The 22,218-nt window shown below is 53.1% G+C and carries 21 protein-coding genes; 12 read left to right on the forward strand and 9 right to left on the reverse strand.

The genetic code is table 11. The annotated features are described in order from the left end of the window. Positions 1-11: 11 nt before the first annotated feature. From O0S09_RS04485 to O0S09_RS04505, 5 genes are all read left to right on the forward strand, one after another. Positions 12-305: a hypothetical protein gene (locus O0S09_RS04485; protein ID WP_268922764.1), complete on the forward strand. Its 294-nt coding sequence runs from the start codon at positions 12-14 to the stop codon at positions 303-305. Between the two features lie 10 nt (positions 306-315). Then, positions 316-852 (forward strand): hypothetical protein, encoded by a 537-nt coding sequence (locus O0S09_RS04490; RefSeq protein ID WP_268922765.1) that lies wholly within the window; start codon positions 316-318, stop codon positions 850-852. Continuing rightward, positions 852-2,009 (forward strand): SPFH domain-containing protein, encoded by a 1,158-nt coding sequence (locus O0S09_RS04495; protein WP_268922766.1) that lies wholly within the window; start codon positions 852-854, stop codon positions 2,007-2,009. Before O0S09_RS04490 ends, O0S09_RS04495 begins: the two co-directional genes overlap by 1 nt. Positions 2,010-2,065: 56 nt before the next feature. Beyond that, on the forward strand, positions 2,066-3,010 hold the full coding sequence (locus tag O0S09_RS04500; protein WP_268922767.1) for an alpha/beta hydrolase: 945 nt from the start codon (positions 2,066-2,068) through the stop codon (positions 3,008-3,010). A gap of 79 nt (positions 3,011-3,089) precedes the next feature. Further along, positions 3,090-4,565, forward strand: a complete 1,476-nt coding sequence (locus O0S09_RS04505; protein WP_268922769.1) for a hypothetical protein — start codon at positions 3,090-3,092, stop codon at positions 4,563-4,565. Between the two features lie 98 nt (positions 4,566-4,663). Here O0S09_RS04505 and O0S09_RS04510 read toward each other — a convergent pair whose 3' ends face one another. Then, positions 4,664-5,086: a DUF3788 domain-containing protein gene (locus O0S09_RS04510; RefSeq protein ID WP_268922771.1), complete on the reverse strand. Its 423-nt coding sequence runs from the start codon at positions 5,084-5,086 to the stop codon at positions 4,664-4,666. Positions 5,087-5,465: 379 nt separating this feature from the next. Here O0S09_RS04510 and O0S09_RS04515 point away from each other — a divergent pair, with 379 nt between their 5' ends. Next, positions 5,466-6,968, forward strand: a complete 1,503-nt coding sequence (locus O0S09_RS04515) for a hypothetical protein (protein ID WP_268922773.1) — start codon at positions 5,466-5,468, stop codon at positions 6,966-6,968. A gap of 67 nt (positions 6,969-7,035) precedes the next feature. Further along, positions 7,036-8,214 carry a hypothetical protein gene (locus O0S09_RS04520; protein WP_268922774.1) on the forward strand — a complete coding sequence of 393 codons (1,179 nt, stop codon included), beginning with the start codon at positions 7,036-7,038 and terminating at the stop codon, positions 8,212-8,214. Between the two features lie 7 nt (positions 8,215-8,221). Here O0S09_RS04520 and O0S09_RS04525 read toward each other — a convergent pair whose 3' ends face one another. The 4 genes from O0S09_RS04525 to O0S09_RS04540 form a co-directional block, all read right to left on the reverse strand. Next, positions 8,222-9,463, reverse strand: a complete 1,242-nt coding sequence (locus O0S09_RS04525; RefSeq protein WP_268922775.1) for a hypothetical protein — start codon at positions 9,461-9,463, stop codon at positions 8,222-8,224. Between the two features lie 74 nt (positions 9,464-9,537). Then, on the reverse strand, positions 9,538-10,086 hold the full coding sequence (locus O0S09_RS04530) for a hypothetical protein (RefSeq protein ID WP_268922776.1): 549 nt from the start codon (positions 10,084-10,086) through the stop codon (positions 9,538-9,540). Positions 10,087-10,202: 116 nt separating this feature from the next. Continuing rightward, positions 10,203-11,864, reverse strand: coding sequence for a thermosome subunit alpha (gene thsA / locus O0S09_RS04535; protein ID WP_268922777.1), 1,662 nt, complete (start codon positions 11,862-11,864; stop codon positions 10,203-10,205). A gap of 307 nt (positions 11,865-12,171) precedes the next feature. Next, a complete protein-coding gene (locus O0S09_RS04540; RefSeq protein ID WP_268922778.1) occupies positions 12,172-13,122 on the reverse strand; it encodes a transcriptional regulator in 951 nt (316 codons plus the stop codon). A 50-nt stretch (positions 13,123-13,172) separates the two neighbouring features. On the opposite strand from O0S09_RS04540, the gene O0S09_RS04545 reads away from it, so the two are divergent. The 5 genes from O0S09_RS04545 to O0S09_RS04565 all read left to right on the forward strand — a co-directional run bounded on the left by O0S09_RS04545 (position 13,173) and on the right by O0S09_RS04565 (position 18,106). After that, positions 13,173-14,417 carry a tRNA(Ile)(2)-agmatinylcytidine synthase gene (locus O0S09_RS04545; RefSeq protein ID WP_268922779.1) on the forward strand — a complete coding sequence of 415 codons (1,245 nt, stop codon included), beginning with the start codon at positions 13,173-13,175 and terminating at the stop codon, positions 14,415-14,417. Between the two features lie 65 nt (positions 14,418-14,482). After that, a complete protein-coding gene (locus O0S09_RS04550) occupies positions 14,483-15,403 on the forward strand; it encodes a hypothetical protein (protein ID WP_268922780.1) in 921 nt (306 codons plus the stop codon). A 147-nt stretch (positions 15,404-15,550) separates the two neighbouring features. Next, positions 15,551-16,489 (forward strand): deoxyhypusine synthase, encoded by a 939-nt coding sequence (locus O0S09_RS04555; protein ID WP_268922781.1) that lies wholly within the window; start codon positions 15,551-15,553, stop codon positions 16,487-16,489. Further along, the gene (gene pyrF / locus O0S09_RS04560) at positions 16,489-17,127 is read left to right on the forward strand and encodes an orotidine-5'-phosphate decarboxylase (RefSeq protein ID WP_268922782.1); all 639 of its coding nucleotides are present in this window, start codon (positions 16,489-16,491) and stop codon (positions 17,125-17,127) included. The genes O0S09_RS04555 and pyrF overlap by 1 nt, the downstream gene beginning before the upstream one ends. A gap of 271 nt (positions 17,128-17,398) precedes the next feature. After that, complete coding sequence (locus O0S09_RS04565; RefSeq protein WP_268922783.1) at positions 17,399-18,106, forward strand: PEGA domain-containing protein; 708 nt, start codon at positions 17,399-17,401, stop codon at positions 18,104-18,106. A 162-nt stretch (positions 18,107-18,268) separates the two neighbouring features. Here the strand turns inward: O0S09_RS04565 and O0S09_RS04570 are convergent, their stop codons facing one another. The 4 genes from O0S09_RS04570 to dph2 form a co-directional block, all read right to left on the reverse strand. Further along, the gene (locus O0S09_RS04570) at positions 18,269-19,438 is read right to left on the reverse strand and encodes an MFS transporter (RefSeq protein ID WP_268922784.1); all 1,170 of its coding nucleotides are present in this window, start codon (positions 19,436-19,438) and stop codon (positions 18,269-18,271) included. Further along, complete coding sequence (locus O0S09_RS04575; protein WP_268922785.1) at positions 19,435-20,373, reverse strand: hypothetical protein; 939 nt, start codon at positions 20,371-20,373, stop codon at positions 19,435-19,437. The genes O0S09_RS04570 and O0S09_RS04575 overlap by 4 nt, the downstream gene beginning before the upstream one ends. A gap of 89 nt (positions 20,374-20,462) precedes the next feature. Further along, entirely contained in the window at positions 20,463-21,077 is a 615-nt protein-coding gene (locus O0S09_RS04580; RefSeq protein WP_268922786.1) for an METTL5 family protein, read from the reverse strand. A 2-nt stretch (positions 21,078-21,079) separates the two neighbouring features. Beyond that, positions 21,080-22,027 carry a diphthamide biosynthesis enzyme Dph2 gene (dph2, locus tag O0S09_RS04585; RefSeq protein ID WP_268922787.1) on the reverse strand — a complete coding sequence of 316 codons (948 nt, stop codon included), beginning with the start codon at positions 22,025-22,027 and terminating at the stop codon, positions 21,080-21,082. Positions 22,028-22,218: the final 191 nt, after the last annotated feature.

The following is a 22,218-nucleotide window of genomic DNA, read 5'->3' on the forward strand; positions in this document are numbered from 1 at the left end:
GAGTAATCCTGATGCTGGGTACCGCAATTCTCGCAGGATACTTCGGACTTGGCATGATGATATCAGCAGGTATATTCTTCCTCGGTACCGGCCTTCTCGTCGCCGTACTTTCTTTTGCGATGGGACGAAAGGATCTCATGATTACCGGAGCTGGAGCTGCCGGCGTTGTTCTTGGCGTGTTTCTGATCCTGTGGGATGTTCTGCCGAAAGTAACCAGTGGAACAGTATCGTTTCCCCTGTTGGCAGGCGCAACAATTGTTGTGCTTGCCGTTGTGGGAATGGTCTACATCATAGGAAAAAAGTAGAGGTGGCATTATGACTGATCTACGGGAAAGCGTACGGGATGAACGGGGACTGATCAAAAAGCTTCAGCTCGCCATACCGGGATTTCGCGGTTACCGGCTTCGTGAAGATGTCCGCATAGCAGACAGCATGCTACGTATGCAGCTAGCGGATTTCCTCAATGCCAATGTTCTTTCGGGACTGGAATCGGTTCGGGAAACAGCCGGAAACAATCTCGAGCTTGACCTGATGAACGATATTGCAGCGGTTATCTCCCAGACAAAAACACTGGAGTCACGTATCCGGCATGCAGAGCAGGGGTACTCAGGCATTTCTCCGGCATACCGTGTGGATGAGGCAGATCTCAATGGACTGTACGAGTATGATCTCTCTCTTCTGCATGATATCACGGCGGCAGCCTCAGCAACCCAGTTAGCAGTCACCGCAGCGGACTCCGGAGATTTTTCTGAGACGGTAGTCTGTTTGCGGCAGGTACGATCAGATCTTAGTACACTGCGATCAGCATTCGAGAAGAGAATTGAGACAATGGCAGGGATGGGTGCATTCTAATGGGGTTATTCTCAAAGTTCAATGAAAAAATCGGATCCGGAACAGATATTGAAGGAGCGGACGCCCGGAAAGGATTCTACTGGGTTGAGGATCAGAAAGGCAACAACGTGATGTGGCGCCTTCCAAGAAATGTAATGTGGAACGATAATGTACTGGTCCGCGAAGATGAGTACGGGGTGTTCTTCCGGGATGGAAAAGCACTGCAGGTATTTGATCGGCCTGACCGGTATGCACTGACCACTCAGAACCTTCCTGTTCTGAAAAATATTGCGGGAACCTTGGTGGGAAACGTACAGATAGGAGAGTTTTTCTGGGTACAGAAACGGGAGTTCCGGGATAAGTTCGGTACAAATCAGCCGCTGGCGTTCCGGGACACCGACTTCGGTGTTGTACAGTTACGGATGTTTGGGCAGTTCTCCTATAAAGTAACAGATCCGCTTCTGACGATCACGGAGTTTATCGGAACAAAAGGCCTGACAACTTCAGAAGAGATTGTATCCTGGCTGAAAGATCAGATTGTGATGATCCTCAACGATACACTCGGAGAGCTGAAGAGTAAGAAACAGATGGGGATACTTGACATGCCCGCATATCTCCAGGAGATTGAACAGCTGTGCCTTGCAAAACTCATGAAAGAGACTGAGATATACGGTCTGAAGATCATGAAGTTTACCGGTCTGAACATCAATATGCCCGAGGAAGTGCAGGAAGCGATCAACAAGCGGGGTGCAATGTCTGCTCTTGGGGTGAACTATATTCAGTATCAGTCCGGGAAGGCGATTGAGGGAATCGGTGAGGGAGCAGCACAGGGCGGGGGAGAAGGAGCAGGGTTTGCAATGATGGGAGCAGGTATGGGAGCAGGGCTTGGTATGGGGAACATGATGGCACAGGGGATGAGCGGGATGGGAGGAGGACAGCCCGCACCGTTTGGCGGGCAGGTTCCTGCCGCGGCCACGGTCGCGGCCCCGCAGCCTGCTGCCGCTACGGCTGCCCCACAGCCGGGGGACAGCTGTCCAAAGTGCGGAAATACGGTTCCGACAGGGACAAAGTTCTGTCCTGAGTGCGGGAGTAAACTCGGGCAGTCATTCTGTTCGGAATGCGGAGCGAAGGTCATGCCGGGCATGAAGTTCTGTGCCGAGTGCGGCAACAAACTCTGAATGCTGGAGGTCTGTTCGACATTCCGGTTTTTTTTCTTTTTGGAGGAGAGAGACGTATGAGGTATGTACATTCGCCGTTTCAGAGTGACGGGTTGTGGTGTGACGGGGATTTGTATCTTCCCGACAATGTTGACAAACCTCCGGTACTTATCTTTGTACACGGGCTTGGGTATCCCCGGTTTGCCGGACTGATGCCGTTTATCTGCCCATTACTTACTGCGGGGATTGCGGTCTACACATTTGATTTCAGAAATCTTACCTTTTCAGAAGGTGTGTTAAGAAATCTGATTGATCCCGGGGAGCAGGTACGGGATTTACATGCAGCAATCACCCATATGCGAGCTTTGCCAGAGGTTGACGGAGAACGGATAGGACTGTGCGGAGTGTCGGTATCTGCCGGGCATACCATGATAACCGCAGCAGAGGATCATCAGCTGGCCGGAATCGGATGCTTCATTCCCTGTATGGATCCGAAGAGTTACGTGCTTGGCAGAGGGGTGAGATTTTTCCTGCCGCTGTATTTGATCTCTCTGCTGGACGATATCAGTAGTCATCTGGGACTTTCGCCGATCTGTATCCCCATGAAACTCCCGGTATATCTCTTCGCCGACTGTGAATCTCCGGATTTTTATCCAGGGTACCAGATAGCATGGAAGAGGACAGGCAGAAAGTTTGGCTATGATGTCCTGACACTTTCCCTGCAGCAGCGTGCAACCGGTAAACATATTGTCTGGACAAATCTGTTTCCGGCACGCTCCATTCTGCGGGTATTACAGTTTCAGCCACAGATCGCAGTTCCCGATGTACAATGTCCGGCACTGATCATTGCAGCGCGGGACGATTCCATCGTCCCGTATGCTTCTGTACAGAGTATGGCTGAAAGATTTCCGGAGGCGGAACTGGTTTCCTACGAAGGGGATCATTTTGAACTGGGAAACCATAAAGAACTGAAAGAGGTCGTGGTGGACTTCTTTTTCCGGAAATTTTCAGAGAATCGTTGAGACAAAACGATCCCGGGAATTCTTGGAACCATCCATTTCCCGAGAAAAATAACTGATATATAGCAGGCATGACATAGTTATGTTCATTGTGTTCTGCCGGAAGCTTGACAATCTCATGAATATTACCAAGACAACCAATACCTCTCTGGCACTTTTCTTATCAGTGGTCCCCTCCTACATCTGTCGTCTCCGGAACGGTTCGCGGCCTCTTCCCAAGAACAGTGATCTACTGCAGCCCATGGGGGAGTTCTTTGCCGAAAAAATTACCGATGATTTTCAAAAACAGTCCATTATGCAGGCATGCGGAATGAACGATACATTCCCTGAGGATAAGGCCTTCCTCGCTACGATTCTAATGCACTGGCTTTCCGAAACCGATGTCAGGGAGAAGACTTCATTGGAGACAGATGTGGATACCTGGAAAACACCAAAGACCGGTTGCCAGTCAGTGGACACGCTCTACTACGGCTGCAAAGGAAAACAGGATGCGGTTGTCAGATTTTTAACCGAGATTCTCCGGCACGAAGGTACCCAGACGCTGCTTTTGTTCAGCGATGAGAACATGGACTGGATGACAGAACCAGCATTTTTCCGCCAATGGGGTACTCTCCTGATGCGGGTGTTACAGAAGGAAAATCACATTAAAATTATTCATACGGTAAGCCGCAAAGGTCAGGAGATGGATGCTGCGATACGCGGATGGCTTCCTCTCTATACCACAGACAGGATTGAACCCTACTACTGTCCGGAACCAAAAGACGGGATTTATCGGCGGACGTTGTTTATCGCTCCGGAAACTGCCGCTATCAGTTCATTTTCTATTCAGGATAATATTGATGCCGCACCGAACTTGTATATCACTGATCCCGAGGCGATACGTGCTTTTACGAAGGAGTTCGAGGATTACATCAGTATCTGTAAACCGCTGATGCAAAAATATTCGGTGCTTTCTGCGAACCCTGCATATAAGACGATTTTATGGGAGTGGGAAGAGACGAACGGAACGATACATCTGATGCCTGAGTACCTTTCGGAGATCTCATTTCCCCCTGGCTTTCTGAATGACTGCTGCAGCCGTGTCGGCCGGGAGGATCTTTTCGCATATGTGCAGGATCGGGCTGCCCATATCCTGCAGCAGTTGTCGTTTTGTAAGGTGTATGACCTTCTTCATCTTCCTGAACCCGGAATGGTACTGGAGGGAAAAGTCCGGATTCCACGTGTATCCTATCCAGATGTTCCTGTTCTGTGGTATACACCTGAGGGGTTTTGTGCCCATCTGCGGCAGATCATTTGTCTTCTCAGGACGTGCCCTGCCTATCACGCAGTGATTCACTCTCCGGAGGAACCCTACGTTATGCAGGTAAAAGAGCGGACCGGGGCGTTTGTTCTCGGTAAAATTGAGCAACCGGTAACATATTTTTTCAATGAACCCCAAATGACTGCGAGCTTTCAGAGTTCTCTCAGGAAAAAAATACAAAGCAATTCTGCCGTTTCCCGTGAGGATACGATCTCTCTGCTGGAGGGGTATATTCAGTCACTTACTGCGATGATGTGATTTCACAAGAGATTCGGCAGAAAAAATACAGATGGTGAGTTTGGTATTTGGTGGTCTCTTCTTTTTGCGGTTAGCTTCCCTCCCCGATAATCAGGAAGTTATTTGGCAAACGTCCTATTCGGTTTTCGTTTTATCTTCAGAAGCGTGAGTATGTCATCTATCGGAACAGATTCGTTCAACATAACCCATTTGCCGTCGTGATAGGTATCGGCGGTGTCGTATAATTCCATCGTTCGGGCTGAGAGATCATTTCTGATGGTTTCAACTTTTTTTCTTTCGTCCTGTCCAAAAATAATCATAAAGCCGAAGCAGTCCTGTCGCGCATACAGGGCGCACAAGGTTTTCCCGCCACGCCGGTACTTATATTCGTATTTCCACTTTTTCCCGCCGTCACTCCAGATCGTATCCATGTCATAGAGCAAGTTGATTTCAAGACATATTTTCGCCCAATACGAAAATGCTTCAGCTCCAATAAGAGAGATTATCTTATTTTCTGGAGGGATTTTCTGTAATACTGCCATAGCTGTTATCTCTGCTTCAACTTTTGAGGTATCGGTTGGTTCCGGATACATTATATCGATATCGGGAATGGTTCAATCTGTCAGTTTCCTTTTGCATATGTACGGAAATAATGCGAGACGATCTGCTTTTGTCTTTGCTTTGCTGGTACTTCTTTAGGAACCCCGGGCATTTCCTCCGGGAAACTGTCCGGTCCAGATGGAAGCGTCCGGACAGAATGAGCGGAACGGAATTCTGTTCAGTGGAGATTATGTTTTCTCTTATTCCGGAATGGAAGGTATATGCTGGCAGTGTCCGGCTGATGCGGAGGTGACGAGAGTTTGTCCAATCTTTTTTTATATTCTTTTGAACCACATACCTGCTATTGAGGTGTGGTAAAAAATGAAGAAAATAGTTTTCACGATACTGCTGTGCGGTCTGCTGATCTTCGCCTGCGGAACCACAGCGGCAGCAGATGACGTGTGGATCGCAATCGATCCGACCCCTGACACTGCCATCGGAGACACACTCATACTCTCCGGCACAACCAATGCAGTGCCCGGAACACAACTCGATATCGTGGTACGCCCGGCAACTCTTCAGGTCACATCCGACTACCCGGCTGCATTCTCCGGAAAAGCAACCGTGATCAAAGGAACAGCAGGCATCAGCTTCTGGAGCGTGGCAAACGACACCGCGAAAATGCTTGCCGACAAGTACGAAGTACGGGTAAGTGACGCGGTCTCCGGCAGCAGCGTGACCACATACTTCAATCTCTGCAAAGAACCGATATCCCCTTCTCCCTCCAAAGAATATCAGATCACCCTGAACCCGGTTGTCTATCCCGCATCGGGTGATTCGTATCTATTCTCCGGTACCACCTCCGCACCGGCAGGATCGGTTGTACTCGTGGATGTCGGGAAGATTGCCTCAACCATCACGGGAGATTCGGATCATGTTTTCTCCCTTCCCCTCGTGTACGAAACCTCCGGCGTTGTGACCGCAGGTGAACACGGGATCAATCACTGGGCAATTCAGTCATCCTTAACCCCGTACCGCCTGGCAGAACCAAATGTCAGATACGCGGCTGCGGCATTCCTTCCGGAGATGCCGAAAACCGTTTCCGCCACCCGTACCATCTCCGGTTCCGGAAGCTGGACAACCGTTGACGCAGTTGCCGATGCCGCAACCGGTGATGTGATCACTCTTTCCGGAACAACAAACCTTCCTCCCGGAGAGCGAATCACGGTCGAGGTGTATAACGTCATCCCGGGACCTTCTCCGAAGAAACCGGATCAGCCGGTATTTTCCAAAGAGATACTGATCGAATCAGGATCCGTCTGGTCGGCGGAACTGGACACCGAAGGTATCCGCATGGGAACGTACACGGTCGTTGCTGCGGATGCTCCGTACTTCTCCGGCCCGGTCTTTTCACTTGCACTTCCCAAGGATCGGCAGTGGATCGCCATGGATCCAATACCGTTTGTTACACAGAACTCCAGTTTCACTCTCTCCGGTACAACCGGTCTTGACGACGGGATGCAGCTCTTAATCGAGGTTCTGCCGCGATATTTTATTGACGAGGTGCTTGCCCATGACTCCAAAGCATGCTACAGCCTCATATCCGGAACTTCCATGACGACCGTAATTGTACCGGGAGAAAACAATGTCAACATCTGGAGTGTGTCAATCGATACCCGGAACTGGACGGCGGAAACCTATGTGGTGAAAGTCGTGGGAATCGAAGTGGATGTCACCGCACCCCGCACGGAGTTCGAACTCTATCCGGAACATTATGTCCCCCCGACGAATACAGAACCTCCGAAGGAAACACAGGCGCCGGGTTTTGCATTCGTCGCGACACTCATCGCCGCAGCAGCGGCAGTGATGTTCACACGGAAGTGACGAGACTTTGTCCAATCTTTTTTTATATTCTCCAGTTCCACATACCCGCATTGGGATGTGATGAACGATGAAGAACCAATTTTTCATAGTGGTGGTATGCATACTGCTGATGATCCCCTGCGGGGCGGCAGCGGCGGAGGAAGAATACTGGATAACCATCGATCCTATCCCGGATCAGATGCTTGGAACAACATACACAATCTCCGGAGAAACAAATCTCCCGGCGGAAAGCGAACTGCTCTTTGAACATTACTGGACTGACTGGGAATGCCATGACACACGGGTATGTACCCCACTAGGAAACTCCGGAATGACTTCATCGGTAATTCAGGTAGAGCAGGGCGCCAAAAGCACAAATGTCTGGCATGTCATCATGAATACCTCTGAGTTCGGGTATGCACGGGAATTTTTGGTAAAAATTTATTCGATTGACACGCCGGCCTGGTTCAGGACCACCTATCACCTCCTTGAACCAACGCCGGAAACACCTTGGGTCATTATCGATCCAATCCCGGATCAACACTGCGGAACGTCCGTCACCCTTACCGGATCCGTATTCCTGCCGCAGGAAGGAAGATTCCTCATCACCATACAGCCGGTGTGGTTCGAGCCCACCACCGCTCCCGACACCGCAGAACCCCTTCCCTTCGTAAAACAGATGCAAATACTCGTACCGAAGGAAACCACCGAATCGTATCACTGGAACATCTCCCTTGACACCACCGACCTCCCGCCGGACATGTACCGGGTGGATGCATCCGGCATCGACTACGATCTCGGCACGCAGAACCGGACCTTCCTTCTCTTCGGCACCGGAAAAGAAAACGACTGCACAATAGAAATATCCTCCGTGAAACATGCAGTTGCAGGAGAAACACTTACCGTGCAGGGATCCGTCGCCACCAAAAACGCAGCAACACTGGTGTATGAACTGATACCGAAAAGACCCTTCACCTCCCGTACAGAAATCCGAACCGGCTGCCTCAGAACAGAACCGGTACAGATATACAGCACAACCTTTGACAAAACATTCTGGGAAACGGCAATCGACACCGCAGGACTCAAAGCAGGAAACTATACGCTGAAAATCTCAGCACTCAACACACCGGTCACCGCCGCGGCAGAGATCGAACTGCTGAACAAAGAAACCATCCCAACCGCCACGCAGACACCCGGATTCGGACTCGGCATCCTCGCAGTTGCATTCGGAATAGCGGTAATCCTCGGAACGCTCCGCAGAAAATAAAAAAAGATCACGCACCGTTCTTCTTGAACAGCCGGAGGCAGCGATCCTTATACTCCTCCTCCGTGATCACACCCGTATCCCGCAGAAGTTTCAGCGACTCAAGACACGCATCAACCGTCTCCTCCTCAAAAGAATCCTGCGGCTCAAGCGTGATCGACATCGGAATCGTCGTCTTTTCCGTCGGAGGTGCGGACGGCATCATCTGCGCAGATGAAGCACGCGGCAGAGGAGTCGGCAGCGACACCTTTACCGGCTCTCTTACCTCTGGAACCGGCAGCCTATCAAGCTCCTCTGCAATCACCGCCGCCGCTTCCTCCTCCATCTGTTTCTTCGGTGACGGTTTCGGGGTCACATACACCTCGGAATCATCCTCGTCGACCGGCACCAGCGGCTCGGCTGCAAGCTTCGCAAGTGTACCGCCGCCGGAGCTGCGGTAATGCGGATGTTGCTCCGGCAGAATCATTGCATCCCCTCCGTCCTCATTCGCCCACTGAGAATCGGTAACCCCGGGACCGTCTCCGAGAACCGTCGCATCATCAACGGAAGCGTCCGTCAGCTCCGCAATCTCCGCCTCTTCGGCTTCGCTTTCTGCCGTCTCGATCATCCGCTGCACCCGTGAGTTCATGGCAGCCGATTTCACCTCCGCATCAACTGCCGGAACGATCTCCGGGACCTCCTCAAACACATCCCCGTCTTCAGCTTCCGGCGGGAAATGTTCAAACAGTTTCTCCGTCGGTTCATAGCATCCAAGACCCGGCATTTCTTTATCCTCGAACAGATCTTCTGCCGGAATGGTCGGAACCGAGGAGAGAACCGGATCGCTCTCCTTCACCATGTACTCATCCGTCAGCAGACTCTGCCGGTGCAGGAACTTCCACTCACCGCCCACCTTCTCGATCATCAGATCGCGGAACGTCAGAAGGGCTGCCCGCACCTCCTCGGGCTTATTGCGGATGCGGTCAAACACATTCATCTCGCCGTCCAGACGGGTAAAGGTCAGAACCGTGGAGAGACCGCGGGTAAACTTCACATGAACCTGCATCAGATCCACATAATTGATCTGAAACACCCGGTACACCACCGACGTCTCCGGATACGCACAGACAATCCGCAACCGCGTGATTAAGATCGGAAGATGATAGTTCTCACTGCTGCGGGCGTAGAGCACTTCCAGCACCTCTTCGTCGGCCGGGATCTCATCCAGTATCTCGATCGGGAGATCGTATTCATAGAGAACTTCGGGTCGCACAGTTACCGTCTCAGATATTGCATAAATGGTTGGTGCTGGTTCTTTGTTAAAGTTCGTAATTCAGCAGTGCCCGGTCACTTCTTTTTTCTCCGGAGTTTGCGGAGAAATGCGTTGCGTCCCTCCTCATCCCCGGAGATCCACCACGGTGTCCATGCAGGATTCCAGCACCGGACAAGAACGGTGAACACGCCGGAAAAGACAGCACAGAAGAGGATTGCTGCAAGGAAGAATCCAAAAACGGAACTGCCCACCAGCGGAACAAATCCTGTGGAAAGCATAACGCAGTATGCCGCAAGATGCGATGCCACAATGATCAGCACCCAGCCGAGATTTTGTTTCGTGAAGGTTGTTACCGCAAGATAGCTGAGAGCACAGCCGCTGCCGAGCGCAAAAAGACAGAGAGGATAACCAAGCTGCGGCAGGGCGGACGCAGGAAACAGTATGCCAGTTCCCAGAACCGACACGAACACGCCGACAACTGCGGGAATCGCAATCCGCTGGCTGATGGGAAGAGTCCGGGTGAAATAGATGAACGCAAGGGCAATTACTGCGGCACCCAGCGTGTAGTTGAGGCTGTTCACCCACGTGGAAAGGTATGCGAAAAGAATGGTCAGCGGATCCATGAACTGCTGTACTGTTTTGCTGCGGGAGAATATAGCGTTTCAGGGAGGAAAAGGTTTTTTCAAACAGGAGTTCCGCGGTATGATCGGTGAAAAAAGAAAATTGATATTGGGGAGATTTACATCATACCGGGCATGCCGCCGGGCATACCGCCCATGCCGCCTGCTCCGCCCATTGCTGCCATCTCTTCCGGAGACGGGCCTGCGGACTTTGCGGATGCGATGACATCGTCGATTCTGAGAATCATGACGGCTGCCTCTGCTGCGGATGCAATTGCCTGAGTCTTTACCCGGAGCGGCTCAACAACACCTGCTGCCAGCATGTCAACCGGCTTGCCTTCGAAGACATCCAGACCAAAGGTCTTCTTGCCTTTCTCGTGGGCTGCACGAAGCTCGACAAGCTTGTCGATCGGGTCAAGACCTGCATTCTCTGCGAGGGTTCTCGGGATGACCTCAAGTGCGGATGCGAATGCCTCGATGGCAAGCTGGATACGTCCGCCCTGGGTTGCGGCGTACTCACGGAGTCTGAGGGAAAGCTCGACTTCCGGTGCTCCTCCGCCTGCGACAATCTTCTTGTCCTCAACGACAACACCGACAACACGGAGTGCGTCTTCAAGTGCACGGCCAAGCTCGTCAACCACGTGCTCGGTTCCGCCCTTGATGATGATGGAGACTGCCTTCGGGTTCTTGCATTTCTCCACAAAGATCATCTCTTCACCGCCGACCTTGCGCTCTTCGACAAGACCTGCAACACCAAGTTCATCAGCGCTGATTGCGTCGATGGAGGAGATCAGTGCGCCGCCGGTTGCACGGGCGAGTTTTTCCATATCGGATTTCTTGACACGGCGGACGGCAAGGATGCCTGCCTTTGAGAGGTAGTGCTGTGCAATGTCGTCGATACCCTTCTGACAGAAGAGGACGTTTGCACCGGATGCCTTGATCTTTTCGACAATGCCCTTAATCATGCGCTCTTCCTCATCAAGGAACAGCTGGAGCTGGTCGGGGCTGGTGATGCTGATCTCTGCGTCAACTTCAGTCTTCTTGTACTCGACTGCTGCGTTGAGGAGGAGAATCTTTGCACTCTTCACGGTCTTCGGCATGCCGGGGTGGACACGCTCTTTGTCGATGATCATGCCTTCGACAATCTCGGAGTCCTCGATTGCACCGCCGACACGCTTCTCGACCTTGACGTTCTCGGTGTCAACGGTTCCGTCTGCATCGGCAACAAGGGTGATTGCACGGACAATTAAGTCGCAGAGTTTGTCCTTGGATGCCTCGGCGTTCTTGCCGGTCATTGCGGTTCCTGCAATCTTTGCGAGGATTTCCTTGTCCTTTGCCTTGACATCGACTGCGATGGTCTTGAGAAGCTCCTGTGCCTTCTCTGCGGCCTGGCGGTATCCGAGGGTGATAACGGTCGGGTGGACGTCCTGCTCAAGAAGCTCTTCGGACTTCTTCAGAAGCTCACCTGCAATGACGACTGCTGAGGTGGTTCCGTCGCCGACTTCGTCGTCCTGGGTCTTTGCGACCTCGACCATCATCTTTGCGGCCGGGTGTTCAATGTCCATCTCTTTGAGGATGGTCACACCGTCATTGGTGATGACGACATCGCCGATGGTGTCGACGAGCATTTTGTCCATGCCCTTCGGACCGAGGGTGGTTCTTACTGCACCGGCAACTGCCTTTGCTGCAGCAATGTTCATGCTCTGGGCATCCCGTCCACGGGTACGGGATCCGCCTTCTTTCAGAATCAGAATAGGCTGTCCGCCAAGTTGTGCTGACATGATTTTTATCTCCAAATACTCTGTGGCATACAGAGTAATGTATGCAGATTAGGTTGCTTTGTTGTTCTATATAAATTTGATTGTATTGCAAATGCATCGGGACAAGAATGTAAGATAATTTTCCGGGGGCGGAGATCCTCTGCCGGGGCGCGCCCGCAGGGCGGAGCAATACCGGCCAAACCGATTATTCCTGAGACATACGACAGAAAAAAAGGCCGCGGACAGCACGGCCTTTTCCAAGAGGTCTGTGGTGGGAACAGAGGTTTGCAGAAAAAAAGATAGTCAGGAATCCGTCCCGCGGGAAAAATTATTGTTTCTCTGTCACCATCTCCAGCAGATCCGAACCGTCGGAGACATCCTTCAGCCGCTCCTCACCGATCACAAGCGTTTTGCCGATCTTTTTCTCCTTGCGGTAGTCCGAGACCACACACAAAGAATGGGTACCGGAAATCTGCGAGATGTTTCCGACCAGTTCAGCCCGGCGCACGGTCTTCTGTGCAGTACCGTAACAGGTGAGAATCGTCTCATTCTCGAACACCGCGAACGCATGGAACGGCGCGCGGCGGAGCTCCTGCACACTGATACCGATCGATCGCAGCCGGTCGGCAGGCTGCTGATGGGGATCGGCATCATCACTGTGTCCCGACGGCAGTGATGCCGGCGTTCGCTCCTCCGCTGCCGGCGTATACCTGAGAAGATCGATCGGCATCACAATATCATCATTGAACAGCTCCTCAAGCCGCATGGCAACCTCAAGCGTAGTACCCATGCCGCCCTCGTACTTGCTGATGGTCCGGCGGGAAACCCCAAGCGCATGGGCGAGATCGCCGAGGGACATCGACTGTTCCTCGCGCAGTTCCCGGAGCCGGTCGGCGTCAATGTTTACATAAAGACCGCCGGGCGATGCATACACGAGCGGCAGCTCACCCTCCGCAAGATAATCATACAGCGTCGCAGAAGACACCGCATTGATACTGTACCGCAGATAGATTGCACCGCGCTCCAGCGGCGCATCACGCGCCCGCTCCCCGATGATGAGGGGAACGGCACCCAGATGCCGGGCAATTTTGTCCAGGTCCCAGGCAATGTCCTCGTTGACACTGTCTATCTGGGACACGACCTTGATGACCAGCAGATGCTCACCGTCTGAGGTCATCAGATCGAAACTCCGCGGACGTATCTCGCAGCGTTCCGATACATTATAGCCTGCCATGATCAGGATACTGACCACATTCTGAAGCAGCCGGTCGTTGGACATGATCGTATAATCGTAATAGTAATGCAGTTCAATAAATTAGTATCGATAAAATGTTCCTCGGCATAGACGACACGGACTCTCCGGACGGTATGTGCACCACCTATCTGGGCGCAATGCTCGCAGAAAATCTACAGCGCGCAGGATACACCCTTGGAGAGCTGCGGCTGGTTCGTCTGAACCCGAATGTGATCTGGAAAACGCGGGGCAACGCGGCGGTCTGTCTGGAAATCTCCGGCGGAACACCGGAGGCTGTCTTCAATGCCGCATGCGAACTGGTCGAGGAGTTCGCAGAGTTCGACTGTGAAAACACCAATCCGGGTGTCGTCGTCGTAAACGAACGGCCAGACCCGGCATTCTACTATCAGGCACTGCAAAGATTCTGTACCATCGGGGAAACGGTACGGCGGCTGGAAAAGATCGGCGCACTCTACCGCGGCTACAAATGCGGCCGCGGGCTCATCGGTGCTCTCGCCGCAGTCTCCTCCGTCCTGCCGGACGCAACCTATGAACTGCTCGCCTACCGGTCAGTAGAAAGATTTGGAACGCCGCGGGAAATTATGGCGGAGAGTTTCTTCGCGTCGGCCGCCGCAACATTCCCGCACACCTGGGACACCGTGGACCCCGCCGCAGGTACGGTTGTCTGTGTACCGCACGGAAAGGATCCCGTACTCTACGGCATTCGCGGAGAATCACCGGAATGGGTGAAACGTTCCGCCGAACTGCTCATCTCCGAACCCCCGGCGTTCTCCCAGGTATGGAAGACCAATCAGGGAACCGATGCGCACCTTCTGGACTACGAGGGCAAACCGCAGGAGGGATGCTCCTATCGCATCGACGGGGTTGTAGCCGACACCCCGATGACCGAATGCGGGGGTCACGTGGATTTTTTGTTCACTCCCGACGCGGGCGGACCAAACCTCAGGGTGTTTGCGTTTGAACCGACGAAGGACTTCCGGCACACGGTCCGCAAACTTCAGTCCGGCGACCATCTTACGCTCTGCGGCAGCTGGAGGAAAGATGCGCTGCATCTGGAAAAGTTCCGGGCAAACACGCTCCGTCCCGCGCGGGTGCGGAAGTCCCCGAAGTGTCCGGTCTGCGGCGGCCGCATGACCTCTGCCGGATACGGCAAAGGATACAAATGCCGCAGCTGTTCCGGGCGGATCCGGACCCAAGAGATTACGGAACAGATACGGGGGATTGCCGAAGGCTGGTATGAAGTCCCGCCCGATGCACGCCGGCATCTGGCAAAACCGATTGCCCGTATACAGGAAGAAACGAATAGTCTCCGTGAGTAACCGCTGAAGGAAAAGATCACACGGCGGAAAAGATAACACCACCCGCACCAAAGAGATACATAACAATGACTCTTGAGGAGAAGATCACATTTTATTCGCGGGAGGACGCCGCAGAGTTCCAGAAATATCTCAAAGAGAAGGACTGTTCCGCCCGCATCTCGGTTGAGCATACATTCTCCGGCACCCCGTACTTTGAAGGAACCATCGCCGCATTCGATGCACTCATCACCAAACTCCTTGCAAAAGAAGAGGACAGCGACCTTGCCCAGATCAAAACTGATCTGGAGAACCGCGAGAAAACCCTTGCCGAATTTTTCTCCGCACACAAAGAGGGCGACGTGCTGGCCGATGCAACGCCCGCACAGCTGCTTGCGCAGCTGGAAAGCATCGATGCAAACGGCAACGACGACATACAGAAGACCGCAACGGAAAAGTTCGTCAACTCACTGATGATTCTCGGAACCCTTGAGGACAATGAACTCCTGAAGATTGAAGGAGAGACGCCGGAGTACACGCTGATCGGCGTAAAGGACCCCAAGGAACTGCGCGTCATGTATGCCTACACCGATCTCGGCGGCATTGCACCCGAGGATCTCGAAGGAACCGGCATTACGAGCCACATCAGAACATCATCGACAACCGGATACGTGGTCACAACCGGTGCCGAGATCGTGCTTGCCCAGGGTATTGACGATCTTGGTGACTTCCTTGACCACCTTGATGTGGATGATGATGAAGCAGGCCGGTTCGTGGATGCAATCTTTTTCAAACAGGCACTGGTTGCAAAGATCCATGATCTTGTTTCGGGCGGCATCGCCACCGAAGCCGGACTGCTGGAAGCGTTTGAAGCGCCGGCCTTCCCGCTCGGTGTGACCGAGGATGTGATCTCCTTTGACCTCTCCGCCGAGTACCTTGCGGGAGTCGTCAACGACCTCCGCAAACAGGGTTTCCTCAAGGGAAGAGACGGCAAGATTAAAAGTTGCTAACGCATAATAGTATAGTTAGGTGGGGGATGTGGAGTACAAAGCAGTGTGGATACTGCTGCCCTCACCACAGCCAAACCTGTTTTCCAATATCTTATTGCTGTATCTCACCTAACTTTATGGAATTACTTTCAGGTCAGGTACAAGAGAATGCACAAACACTGTAATGATCCAGTAAAACAGTTTATTCCCCGCGCAGGCATGACGGTGAACGAGCTGGTTCGGGAAATGGGGGGAGCGGGAGCATACAACGGCGGAAGCCTCTTCCACGCGGTTGATGTTTATGAGAAGATGCTGTCCGATCCGGATATGACAAAGTTCTTCGGTCTGTCCGGCGCGATGGTTCCGGCCGGAATGGGCGGTATTGTCTCAACGTTAATCGAGAAGGGACATATCGACATTCTCACGTCAACGGGCGCAAACCTCACGCATGATTTAATCGAGGCTATCGGCTGCCACCATTATCACGGGCAGGCGGGGTGCGATGATCTTGAACTCCGAAAAGATGAGATCAACAGAATCTATGATGTGTTCCTCCCCAACGAAGCGTATGAGGAGCTCGAAGAGTTCATTCAGGATGTGTACAACAGTCTGCCGGAGCAGCCGGTTACGATCAGCAAGCTGCTGCGGACGATCGGCGAGCAGGTGGATACCGGAATTCTTGCAACCGCGGCAAAGCATGATGTGCCGGTGTACTGTCCGGCGTTTCAGGATTCGGTGCTGGGTCTGCAGTACTGGATGTTTTCCCAGTTCCACAAAAAGACCATCTTGGATGCGATCGGCGACATGCATGATCTGCTGAACACGGCGTTTTCGGTGAAGAAGGCGGGCGCGGTTCTGGTGGGCGGCGGTGTTCCGAAGAACTTCACATTACAGACGATGCTGATGACGGAGAATGCATTTACGTATGTGGTTCAGCTGACCGGTGACCGGCCTGACCTCGGTGGGCTGTCCGGTGCGACACTGGATGAGGCAAAGTCCTGGGGAAAGATCGGCGAGGGCGGTATCGGCGTTACGGTGTACGGCGATGCAACGATTACCCTGCCGATTCTTGCTGCCGCAACGCTTGAGCGGCTGGAGCAGAAGTAATGGCAGATCTTCTTCTTGCGCTGGATGTGAAGGGGAAGACCGAAGCTGTCCGCGTGGCGAATGCGTGTACCGGCGAGGTGGATGCAATTAAGATCGGGTACCCACTGGTGCTTTCGACGGGTCTTGGAATTGTGAAAGATCTGACAAACGCGGAGATTCCAATCATTGCGGACTTCAAGGTTGCCGATATTCCGAATACGAATACGCTTATCTGCGAGGAGGTGTTTGGCGCGGGCTGTTCAGGTATCATTACGCATGCGTTCTGCGGATCAGATTCGCTTGCGGCCTGTGTAGATGCGGCGCATGATCACGGCGGCGTCTGTTTTGTGGTATGTGAGATGAGCCACCCCGGCGCTCTTGATTTCCTATCCGGAGACAATGCTGTGCGGATGGCGGAGATGGCAAAAGCTGCGGGAGCTGACGGAATTATTGCGCCGGCAACGCGACCGGAGCGAACAGCAATGCTTCGCGGAGTTATCGGGGATGCAATGAAGATCTATTCGCCGGGTGTCGGTGCGCAGGGTGCACAGCCGGAGGATGTGAAGAAGTACGTGGACGGTATCATCGTGGGCCGGGCAATCTATGAGGCGACCGACCCGAAGGCTGCGGCACACGAATTCCGCGTGCGGGCGAGATAAAAAAGAATATTCCATACAAAATTCACAAAACTTTTTTTGAGGAGTTTTGCCGGTAAATCTGTGATTGAGAGCCAATTTTTGTTAGTGATCGTATTTCAGCCCGCAAAACACACGGAAGTAAATACATCACGGAATCCTAAATGAATCAGTTTTTGCATGTTCTGCATTTTCCGCGGGAGACGCAGGAATGAAAATCTAACACCTTGTGAGGAAAAAAGATTTAATCCTCTCCCGTCCAGTACTTCATTACCGATACCCGGAGAAACATTCCATGCTGAAACATCTTGTTCTTCTCACGCTTCTTGCAGCGCTCCTGCTGGTCGTTCCTGCCGCTGCTGCAAATGCTTCGATGATTGAAAATACCAACTTCATCACCGTTCAATCCAGTCCGCCGTCCGCTGATGTGTACATTGACGGTGTCTATCAGGGAAAGACACCGGTCACTTCGCCCGATCACTACGAAGGACATTACAATGTCCGGGTTGTTCTCGCCGGATACGATGAGTACATTGTTCCGGATCTGTATGTGAAACCTCTCGGTTCCGGTGTTGCGTCGGTAACAGCGAATCTGATGAAGAATACGTCGATTGCCGGCGTCGTGGTGTATGCGGAGCCGGCAGGCGTTAACGTGTATGTGGATGACGTGTATGCCGGAACGGTGCCGGAGGCAAAGGATGGGGGTCTCCAGCTGGCAGGCTATCTGCCGGGGAAGCACGATTTCCGGTTTGAAAAGGATGGCTACAACACCGTTACGAAAAACAACTACATGCTCACCGCCGGAAATACGGAGACCCTGCGGGTGACACTGGGAAAAGCCGCCGCAACTCCGGAACCGACGGTGACCATTGTTGCCCCGACCGAAGTTACCACGGTACCGACCACGTTTGCACCCTCCGCTCCGCCGACCAAAGCACCGGTGCCGGTGCTTGGTCTGCTTCTCGGTCTTGCCGCAGCAGTTCTCCTGATACGGAGAACCTGAATTTTTTTAGGGCATCACACCGAAATTCGTTTTATCTACAAACAATCATCATTGATCGAATTTCAGCCCAAGATTTGCATGGCAGAACCATGCGAGTCGTGGGATGATCAGGAATAACGATGCAATACCCTTTTTTAGTGAACCTTCCGGATGTACCGCCGTTCACCGACTCCACAACTTCAGCGGATACGGCAGGAAGATACACAGTACTACCGTCGCCGCCATCAGTATCGCCTGCATCATCAGTACCTCGGGCATGCTGCCGACGATGTCGGCAAGGACACCGATCACCAGACTCGCAAACGCACTCACTCCCAGTGGAATACCGATCACAATGCCGGACGCAAGACCCACGCTGCCGGGCATCATCTCCTGCACGGTTGCGATCTCAATCGTTGCCGGAGCCATCAGGAAGAAACCCGCGGCAAGCAGTGACAGTAGCGAGAACGGGGCGGGCAGTAGAAAAATACCCAGATATGCGGGGACGGAACAGGCATAGGAGATCAGAAGAACTTCCTTTCTGCCGACTTTATCCGAACTGACAGCCGCAACTAGGGTTGCGATCATTCCTGCATAGAACATGCCGGTGACGAACAGTGTTGCAACGAAGTACTCAACGCCCGCATACGTGGTCAGGTACACCGTTGCGAACGCGAGAAACCCGTAGTACACCCAGGTCCGCAGTGAACTGAGGCCAAGCATCAGTCCAGCACATCGCCAGTTTGCACTGCCGCCGCTGACCGAACGGTCAGCGACTGCCGGTTCATGCATCGGTTTTTGCGGGAAGCGGGAAATAATAAACGCGACAATGATTCCCGGAATGATCAGATAGATGAGGGCCGGAAGACCTGCCCAGACAAGAAGGGCGCCGACAACCAGCGGTGCAGCCCCGTAGCCGAAACTGCCGCCTATCGAGAACAGCGACAGCAACGTTCCCCGGTTGGTGGGAGTGGAAAACTGATAGATCTGCTGGTACGCGTTGGGGTGAAACAGCGAGTTGCCGATTCCGGCAACGACCGCCAGGCCCAGCAGCAGCCAGTAGTTCTGCACAAACGCAAAACAACTGATGGCAACCGCAGTCATCAGTACGCACCAGCTTGTACCGAGCGTCCAGCCGCCCCGATCCTGTATCCATCCGGCAACCGGCTGTACAACCGCGGGGATGATATTGATAATCGTTACCAGAAATCCGGCCATCGCATATGAGGTGATTCCCTGTGCGGCAAAGAACGGCAGCAGTACCGGAAGGGCCGCTGAGATGACCGGCAGGTAGAAGTCAACCGCGCCGTGTCCGGCGGCAAGAACCGCAATCCGTTTTGCAAGATGGTTCATGCTGGTATCTCCGTGTTGTCTTTCTGTTGTCTCTCACTATGATTCTCCGTATTTACTCTCAATTTTCTGATAAATGCCTCGTCCGGTGTTTTCATGATGTTCCAGTCCAGCCTCTGATGAGGCATGACGGTGTTGTACCAGATCTGCATTTCATCAAGGCTTGAGAACTCCGTGCGGAATTGTTTTGTAAATCTGGAACCATCTCTCCACCGTTCCATTACTTTGCGGATGGTTATTTTTGAGAGATTGTGTTTTATTCCCATTTTTCTACAATGTTCTTCACATACATGATTTGCTTCTCCGTAACAGTCCCGTTTATTTGTATAAAAACAGGGCTGCAAGCCGAAGCAGTGATCCAGCCACTGGCTTGCAAGTAACTGCGAGCCATGATCTGTAATTATTTCCCCTGTCTTTCCGTGGGGAAGATCTGCCTGATACACCAGTTTCAGGACTGAGATTGAATTTTGCGTGGTTGCAGCGTCAAACTTTTTCCCTGCGAGAATCATTCTGCTTGCATCATTCAACACGACACAAACCCGTTTCCCGTTGAATTTGCTGACATGCCGGTCCATATGGACAGCTTCAAGGCTGAATTCACGTTCATAGCGAACCCAGGGACGATGACAAATACCTTTTTTCGGATCTGGATAAGTCATACTATCTTCCATAAGAATGCGATGAATTGTACGGTTACCAATGGAAAATCCTTTGATTTCCCGAAGATAGATCTCCAATGCCTTGGTACCAATACGGAGAGTTGCTTTGACGAAGAGGATATCCAAACGAAGGGAGGAAAGACGACAGCAGCAGGGCTGCCACGCTTCTGCGGCAGGATACACGCCATTCGTACGGTAATACTTCACCAGCTGACACACGCGGCTCGCAGTAATGCCGTGAAGATCACCAACCAGCTTCGCCAGAAGAAATAAAGCCACTACTGTTGTGACGATTTCAGCGATTTCATCACCACATGGGGCTATATTTCTGTTGTATTTATTACTGCTTAAGATTTTCTAAAATTAGTTTATTCGATGGGACATACGATGCGCTCAAAATGTGCTATCTCTACCGAAATTTCCAGGGATTCCCTGGTGTGGAACGCAAACTGTTTGGGAATTGTCAGCTGTGCGGATATTTTTTCTACGATTTCGGCACGGCCTTTAGTATAGGCGGCGAGGAATGGAATGCTGCCTGCGTTGAAGATGCCGTAGCACACCGGCGCAATTCGGAGGGCTGCGTCGATGAAGGGACGGTCGGCGTGTTCCTTTTGTGCGCCGAACGGCGGGTTCATGATAACAGTGTCGGCGGTGATGCCGGGGTCCGCATCGCCGATACGGACCTCGGCAAAGGTGATGTCCACTCCAAAGAGTTCCGCGTTTTCCCGGGCAGCGGCAAGAGCCGCGGTGTCGAAGTCAACTGCGATGACGTCTGCGCCGAGCAGTGCGGCTGCGATGGAGAGCATGCCGGTACCGCATCCGAGATCGCAGACCCGGAGGTCTGCGATGTCACCGTTCATTGCCGCGTGATACAGCATCCGGGCGGCAAGCGGGGCGGGCGTCATGTACTGTTCCGCATCAGAACGCGGACGGGTGAATCCGCGGACTTTCTGCAGCTGCATTTCAAGCTGGCGGAGTTTCATGGTTATGCTATCTCGTCAATTGCGTAGTCGTCCCAGCTGCGGAGTCCGAGAACGATCTCAAACTCCGCCGGGGAGAGGACCGGCATCGGAAACCGGCTCTGATCGTCCAGGGCGAGCCGGGGACAGGCGGTGTTTACGTATGCGTCGAAGCCGAGGTTGCGCAGCTGCATCTCGGAGACTTCGCGGATGAGGATGATGGAGGCTTTGTCGGTGAGCGCGGCAAGACGGCGGGCAAGTTCTTTCCGGCACTGCCCGGATTTGCCGGAGAGCAGTATGCCGAATGTTTCGGCGGTTTTTGCTTTTTCTATCTGTACAAACCGTTTGCGGAGCAGGCGGTCGGCGGAGACTTCCTGTACGCCGCCGTCGCCGTACGGGTCGAGGGCGAAGGTGGGTTTGCCGGTTGCAAGTGAGACGCCGATTGCGTGGAAGACGCCGGTTCCAACGAAGAGGTATGCATCTGCATCTGCGGATTTTGCGGCGGCGTAGGTGCAGCCGAGTATCTGTCCGGGCTGCGGGGTGCGGGAGGAGCCCTTGCCGATGACGGCGGTGATGCCGTGTTCTGCGAGCCAGCGGCGCATGTCTTCGGTCTGGTGGGCGTGCTGGATGGTGGTGACGATGCCGATGCGGGAATAAGGGGCAAGTGCCGGGAGGGCGGAGGCGAGGATGTCCGGGTTTATGTCCTGCCGGAACGGGATGTAGATGACGTTTTCCTCCGGGGTGACGGGTGTGTGGCCGATGTGGACGAGGACGTCGGCATCGGCGAGGGCGTCAAGTGCGAGGTCGCATGCGCCCCAGCATGCGTCACCGCAGATGGTTACGTCAAATCCTTCGTCGCGGAGTGCTTTGGCAAGCATTGCGGTTCCTCGCTTGAGTCCTTCGGGAAGCTGGACAGCGACGCGTTTTGCGTTGCGGGTACGGAGATCAGTTATGAGGCCGGTAAGCGGGATCATTGGATGCGGCCTCCGGAGATGGGGGATGGGTACATGGTGATAGTGTAGTACTTGATGTCGGAAAGAGAAACACCTATCGGAAACGGGTGATAATGCCCGTGGAGTTTTTCTGGGTGAGGGGGACTGTTCTGAAAAAGTGGGGGTTTTAGTCCCGGTCTTCGTGGGTGTTTGCGCTATTGTGTGACGGTTTC

The organism is Methanocorpusculum vombati (assembly GCF_026891935.1).
Classification (GTDB): domain Archaea; phylum Halobacteriota; class Methanomicrobia; order Methanomicrobiales; family Methanocorpusculaceae; genus Methanocorpusculum; species Methanocorpusculum vombati.